The organism is Streptococcus infantis (assembly GCF_001579645.1).
Classification (GTDB): Bacteria; Bacillota; Bacilli; order Lactobacillales; family Streptococcaceae; genus Streptococcus; species Streptococcus infantis_E.
Window position 1 is genome coordinate 359,705 of the sequence record NZ_KQ970818.1, and the last position, 5,591, is coordinate 365,295.

The window sequence follows — 5,591 nt, forward strand, 5'->3', positions numbered from 1 at the left end:
TTTTATCTATACCTTCTCGGTATTTTCTACCTTGGTCATTTGTTTGCATTTGGCCATCTATTTCCTCTTTCCTCCGACCTATCTCAGTCACCGTCAGGAAAGCATCGGGCAAAAGGCTACAGAAATTGCCCAGTCTCTCCAAGGCAAAGACAGTCAAGCTATTCAGGAAGTCCTTGAACTTTATTCTAAAAGTAGTGATATTAAGGGAGCTGTTAAGGGAGAGATGACTCAGGATAAGTTGGAAGTCAATGATAATCTTCCCATTGATAAACAACGACAAACGGCCTCCTTGGTTATTGAGGAAAGAGAAATTGAGACCAAGGATGGTCAAACTATGACCTTGCAGTTTATAGCTTCTATGGATTTGCAAAAAGAAGCAGAAGATATCAGTCTTCAATTTTTGCCTTATACTTTATTAGCGTCTTTCATTATTTCGCTCCTCATCGCTTTTATCTATGCTAGAACCATTGTTGCTCCTATTTTGGAAATCAAACGAGTAACTCGACGGATGATGGATTTGGATGCAGAAGTGAGGTTGCGCGTGGATTCTAAGGATGAAATTGGCGATCTCAAAGAACAAATCAATAGCCTTTATCAGCATCTCTTGAATGTTATTGCAGATTTGCATGAGAAAAACGAGGCCATCCTCCAACTAGAAAAGATGAAGGTTGAGTTTTTGCGAGGAGCTTCTCACGAACTGAAAACACCTCTTGCTAGTCTAAAGATTCTTTTGGAAAATATGCAAGCCAATATTGGACGCTACAAAGATAGAGATCATTATCTGGGAGTTTCTCTAGGGATTGTTGATGATCTCAGTCACCACGTTCAGCAAATCCTCTCCCTTTCTTCGGTGCAAGAATTGCGAGATAAGAAAGAAAAAATCAACCTTCTTGAAATGACAGATTTTCTCTTAAAGGATTATGATTTATTAGCCAAAGAGAGAAAAATCACTGTAGAAAATCAACTCACTGACCAACAAACTTATCTAAATCCTTCAGTACTAAAGTTGATTCTTTCCAATCTTATCAGTAATGCTGTGAAACACTCTGTTCAAGGAGGCTATCTAAAAGTTGGAGCAAAAGATGGCTGGGTTTTCATTGAGAACGCCTGTACACCTGAGGAGCAAGATAAGTTTGAACAATCCTTCACGTCCTCTAGTCGACAAAGCAAGGGAGCTGGTTTGGGACTCTTCGTCGTCAAAAGTTTATTGGAAAACGAAGAAATTGACTATCGCTTTGAAAGACATGATGATCACTTGGTATTTTATATGAACTTGCCTGAGAACAAGGATTAGACCAAGTGGGAAAAGGTTTACATATCTGAAAATAGAAGAAATTCAATCGAAACTACGGGAAAAACTAGCTTTTTTTGCTAAAAAGTGATAAAATGAACAATGTAAATGGGATGTCCCATAAAAATATACAGGAGGCCTGATAAAATGGCAATCGTTTCAGCAGAAAAATTTGTCCAAGCAGCTCGTGACAACGGTTATGCAGTTGGTGGATTTAACACAAACAACCTTGAGTGGACTCAAGCTATCTTGCGTGCAGCAGAAGCTAAAAAAGCTCCAGTTTTGATCCAAACTTCAATGGGTGCTGCTAAATACATGGGTGGTTACAAAGTTGCTCGCAACTTGATCGCTAACCTTGTTGAATCAATGGGTATCACTGTACCAGTAGCTATCCACCTTGACCACGGTCACTACGAAGATGCACTTGAGTGTATCGAAGTTGGTTACACTTCAATCATGTTTGACGGTTCACACCTTCCAGTTGAAGAAAACCTTAAATTGGCTAAAGACGTTGTTGAAAAAGCACACGCTAAAGGTATCTCAGTAGAAGCTGAAGTTGGTACTATCGGTGGTGAAGAAGATGGAATCATCGGTAAAGGTGAATTGGCTCCAATCGAAGACGCTAAAGCAATGGTTGAAACTGGTATCGACTTCTTGGCAGCTGGTATTGGTAACATCCACGGTCCTTACCCTGCAAACTGGGAAGGTCTTGACCTTGACCACTTGCAAAAATTGACAGAAGCTCTTCCAGGCTTCCCAATCGTATTGCACGGTGGATCAGGTATTCCTGATGATCAAATCCAAGCAGCTATCAAACTTGGTGTTGCTAAAGTTAACGTTAACACTGAATGCCAAATCGCATTCGCTAACGCTACTCGTAAATTTGCTCGTGACTACGAAGCAAACGAAGCAGAATACGACAAGAAGAAACTCTTCGACCCACGTAAATTCTTGGCTGACGGTGTCAAAGCTATCCAAGCATCAGTTGAAGAACGTATCGACGTATTCGGTTCAGAAGGTAAAGCTTAATTAGGCTATAGATAGAAAATCTCGCTACGGCGGGATTTTTCTTGTATAATGAATCTAGGAAATGTCATACGGAGGCAATGAAAAGATGAAATTCAAAGAGAGAATATTTAGTGGTGTCGTTGATCGGCCGGTGGGGTTTGAAGATTCTTTTGGGAATGTCTATCCGATTAACTATGGCTATATACCTGAACTGATGGGGGGAGATGGCGAAGAGCAAGATGTTTATATTGTTTCTCATGATCAGCAACAGCCTCTGGAAGTCTTTACTGGAAAGTTGGTTGCTATCATTCGACGTCGTGATGATATAGAAGACAAGTGGGTTTTAGCGCCCTTGGATGAGAAGGTTAATAAAGGTTTAATTGCAGAGCAGACCTATTTTATGGAGCAGTATTTTGATTCTTGGATTGAAATGGTGGAGGAGAATAATGATTCAAGTAAGGGAGGTTATAAATAAGGATGAAAAATCTTTTCTTGCGGCAGAAATTCTAACTGATTTGCAAAGTTGTTTGGAATTCATGAAACCTCCGGAGCATATATTGATGACTCTTTAATTGCAGTTTTAGCTACACTAGGTTCATTTGGAAAGCTTGTTGACATTGGATTGCTAGCGATTATAGGTTTTTCGATGTTTAGGTGTGAGAAGATTACAGTACTTGTGAAAGGAAAAATAGATATGATATTCGATCAGTCCTTGCAAGCCTACCTACATGAAGTAGATGATGTTCTTGTAGCTTGGGAAGAAAAACCAAGTGGAAATTTTGAGATAGAAGCTCAGTTGCTTGCAGCTAATTACCATAAAAATAGAACTCGTATTCTTGCTTTTATACTGCCTCATTTACAAGAATTTTATGGGTATTTCACAGATGAAGAAGCTACTGAAAAATTGGGTAAACCCATCATCGAGCCAGAAAGACAAACCGTTACTTTCTGCGATCAAACTTTTGATGATATTCATATCTTTTCTTTTGACTATCAGGGGCAGGCATTTGAGAGTCTGGAGAATTTTGCCATTGATGGTTAAGGTTTGTTTTCAGTTTTAAAAAGAAGGAGAGAGACTGATGAGTACTGCTGATTTTGTCTTTATTGAGAGTAAAGACCCCATGTTCCTAGATTTACAAGACTTTTGTACTGCTTTGAGAGAAAAATTCCCAGGTATTTTGATCAGAGAAAGGACGAATCCTGAAAAAACTTACTCGCTTTCTTGGGATTATCAAAGTCCTCAGCTTACTTTGGAAAGTTCACTGAGTAGCAAGAAAAATGTTTTTGTGATTGATTACTTTGATTCAACGAACAGGTTACGAGATTATGCCTCCTATATCATCTGGCTTCGGAAATGGTTTCCACCTGAAGAGAAAGCTTCTTTTTGTGATGAAGGATATGAGTATGTGTTTGAACTTCCTAGTGACTTATCCCAAAAGGAGTTGGAAAACTACTTACGAACAAGGTTTGATGAGTGAAGAAGAAGTTCAAAAACGAATAATGATATGGAGAAGTTGAAAAGGAGAATCAGATGCTTACTAAAGATGATATATTAGTTGCTTTGCATGATGCAATTACTGAAGACCAAGAATTTGAGTTGGCAGACGAGATTGTAGATGCCATGGAGGCTTACCCTCAACCCTTTGATTTGGTTGACCCCATCTTAGACTTTATTTCCAAGCATCCAGAAATAGATTTTGGGGCTCCAGGTGAGTTGGTTCACTTTGTGGAGCGATTTTATCATCAAGGCTATGAGGAATTATTGATGGAGTCAGTTCTAAAAAGTCCAACTGTGCATAACATCTGGATGCTTCATCGATGCTATAATGACAATGATCCAAATCTAGTCCGGCAGATTCAGACTTTGGTTGGAGAACTGAAGAAGGATAAGACTCTTGATTCACAAGTAAGAAGCATGATTGAAGACTTAACTTGGTAGAGGGAGGTGATGCAGCATCACCTTTTTATCTTTTCTTAGAGTTAAAAATTTTCGATATAAATTAACACTTGTTTTCCGTAGACATTTGCACTATAATTCCGAGAATCGATTTGAAACGAAAAAGAATGCTGATAAACCAACATTCTTTTTAAGTATTATTTGCAAAAAACAAGATATTTTGTCTGTTTAGCTACCAAAAAGATACCATATTCATTCTTTTGTTTCTTTAACTTCTATATCTTCAAATCTATGGTTTATCTGATAGCATTTACTTCTTGAGTCACAATAAATACAACCATGTGTACAGCCTCTGAATAAATTCATTCCATTTTTTGAAGATAATATTCCTTTTACCTTCGTAAAATGCATTCTATTATCTCCATATCTGCTTATTTTTTCTTACAATTTTTTTGATGTGCTTTTAATTTCTTCATCGCCCAATCATAATGACTTGAAGTAGTGCTTACAAAATACGAACCAAGTACACTTCCTCCTACCCACTTATAGACATCTTTTGAAAACAATTCTTCGTTTGTAAATCTCTCAGCTAATTCTAAAATATCTTTATGGGATTTATGAAACATTTCTTTTGCATATTCAAGAGAAGTATTTTGATGTTTTTTCCAAAACTCGACATTCATATCTCCATAAGTTTTCCAATTATATGGAGCTGGAATAAAAGGTTTTGCCACTCCCTTTAAATTTGTATCTACCCAATTCAAAAGAAGTTGGTGCCATTCATATAAATGAATCAAAATATCTCTTAAATTTTTGTCTCTTTTCCAATGAGCCTCTTTCTTTTTTTCATCACTTGAAAAGTCAAGAGGTGTGTTTAATTCTTCGTCAGATAGCTTAGCAATTAATACATTCAACTTATCATAGTTTTCTTTCGCTGCAATCATTAAATCTTCTTTTGTTCTTGGTCTTGGCATAATATTTCCTCCTACTTTACGCTATATCTCAATATGGTTTTTAAGCTTTAGTTATCGGAATCCAAAGTTCCATTTTGTAGTCTTTGCTGTGCATATCACCTTCATAGTAATATTCAAAGTCAGATTTTCCTGAATGAATATAGCCATGCTCAGGGAAGAATACTTCCATTGCATATTTCCACCCGTTATGAATGCACTCCGGAACACTTCCTACTAATTCTACAACTGCATACTCTGCTTCTTCCACTTCCAAAACATCTAAGCCCATACTTGTGGCTTTGTCTACATCATTAACGATATAACCAGCCATATAATTTATTGTACTTGAATTTTCCACATCATGGCAAACGCCCATACTTTGACCACTTCCTAAACTTGCAAGTTCATCGTATCTATATTTTTCATATAGCTTATCCCAGAC

Annotated in this window: 8 protein-coding genes and 1 pseudogene; 6 read left to right on the plus strand and 3 right to left on the minus strand. The window is 37.4% G+C overall.

Annotated features, from left to right (window positions below; translation table 11 throughout):
- The 6 genes from SINDD18_RS01720 to SINDD18_RS01745 all read left to right on the plus strand — a co-directional run.
- On the plus strand, positions 1-1,294 hold a 1,294-nt coding region (locus SINDD18_RS01720), incomplete at its 5' end, for a sensor histidine kinase (protein ID WP_061862870.1).
- A gap of 144 nt (positions 1,295-1,438) precedes the next feature.
- Positions 1,439-2,320: a class II fructose-bisphosphate aldolase gene (locus tag SINDD18_RS01725; RefSeq protein WP_061862871.1), complete on the plus strand. Its 882-nt coding sequence runs from the start codon at positions 1,439-1,441 to the stop codon at positions 2,318-2,320.
- A 61-nt stretch (positions 2,321-2,381) separates the two neighbouring features.
- Complete coding sequence (locus SINDD18_RS01730; protein ID WP_241497304.1) at positions 2,382-2,774, plus strand: inorganic diphosphatase; 393 nt, start codon at positions 2,382-2,384, stop codon at positions 2,772-2,774.
- A gap of 48 nt (positions 2,775-2,822) precedes the next feature.
- The gene (locus SINDD18_RS01735; RefSeq protein WP_223299855.1) at positions 2,823-3,341 is read left to right on the plus strand and encodes a hypothetical protein; all 519 of its coding nucleotides are present in this window, start codon (positions 2,823-2,825) and stop codon (positions 3,339-3,341) included.
- 37 nt (positions 3,342-3,378) lie between these two features.
- Positions 3,379-3,777, plus strand: a complete 399-nt coding sequence (locus tag SINDD18_RS01740) for a hypothetical protein (protein WP_061862873.1) — start codon at positions 3,379-3,381, stop codon at positions 3,775-3,777.
- Between the two features lie 53 nt (positions 3,778-3,830).
- A complete protein-coding gene (locus tag SINDD18_RS01745) occupies positions 3,831-4,238 on the plus strand; it encodes a hypothetical protein (protein WP_061862874.1) in 408 nt (135 codons plus the stop codon).
- Between the two features lie 222 nt (positions 4,239-4,460).
- Here the strand turns inward: SINDD18_RS01745 and SINDD18_RS11585 are convergent.
- The 3 genes and pseudogenes from SINDD18_RS11585 to SINDD18_RS01755 all read right to left on the minus strand — a co-directional run.
- A pseudogene (locus SINDD18_RS11585) lies at positions 4,461-4,607 on the minus strand (radical SAM protein); the annotation flags it as partial.
- Positions 4,608-4,627: 20 nt separating this feature from the next.
- On the minus strand, positions 4,628-5,170 hold the full coding sequence (locus tag SINDD18_RS01750) for a ClbS/DfsB family four-helix bundle protein (RefSeq protein ID WP_061862875.1): 543 nt from the start codon (positions 5,168-5,170) through the stop codon (positions 4,628-4,630).
- Positions 5,171-5,210: 40 nt separating this feature from the next.
- A partial coding sequence (locus SINDD18_RS01755) for a GyrI-like domain-containing protein (protein ID WP_193750815.1) occupies positions 5,211-5,591 on the minus strand: 381 nt, incomplete at its 5' end.

Excerpts from the sequence above, each read along its gene's own strand:
- SINDD18_RS01725 (WP_061862871.1), top strand. The coding sequence starts at position 1,439 with ATGGCAATCGTTTCAGCAGAAAAATTTGTCCAAGCAGCTCGTGACAAC.
- SINDD18_RS01730 (WP_241497304.1), top strand. The coding sequence starts at position 2,382 with ATGTCATACGGAGGCAATGAAAAGATGAAATTCAAAGAGAGAATATTT.
- SINDD18_RS01750 (WP_061862875.1), bottom strand. The coding sequence starts at position 5,170 with ATGCCAAGACCAAGAACAAAAGAAGATTTAATGATTGCAGCGAAAGAA.
- SINDD18_RS01740 (WP_061862873.1), top strand. The coding sequence starts at position 3,379 with ATGAGTACTGCTGATTTTGTCTTTATTGAGAGTAAAGACCCCATGTTC.
- SINDD18_RS01745 (WP_061862874.1), top strand. The coding sequence starts at position 3,831 with ATGCTTACTAAAGATGATATATTAGTTGCTTTGCATGATGCAATTACT.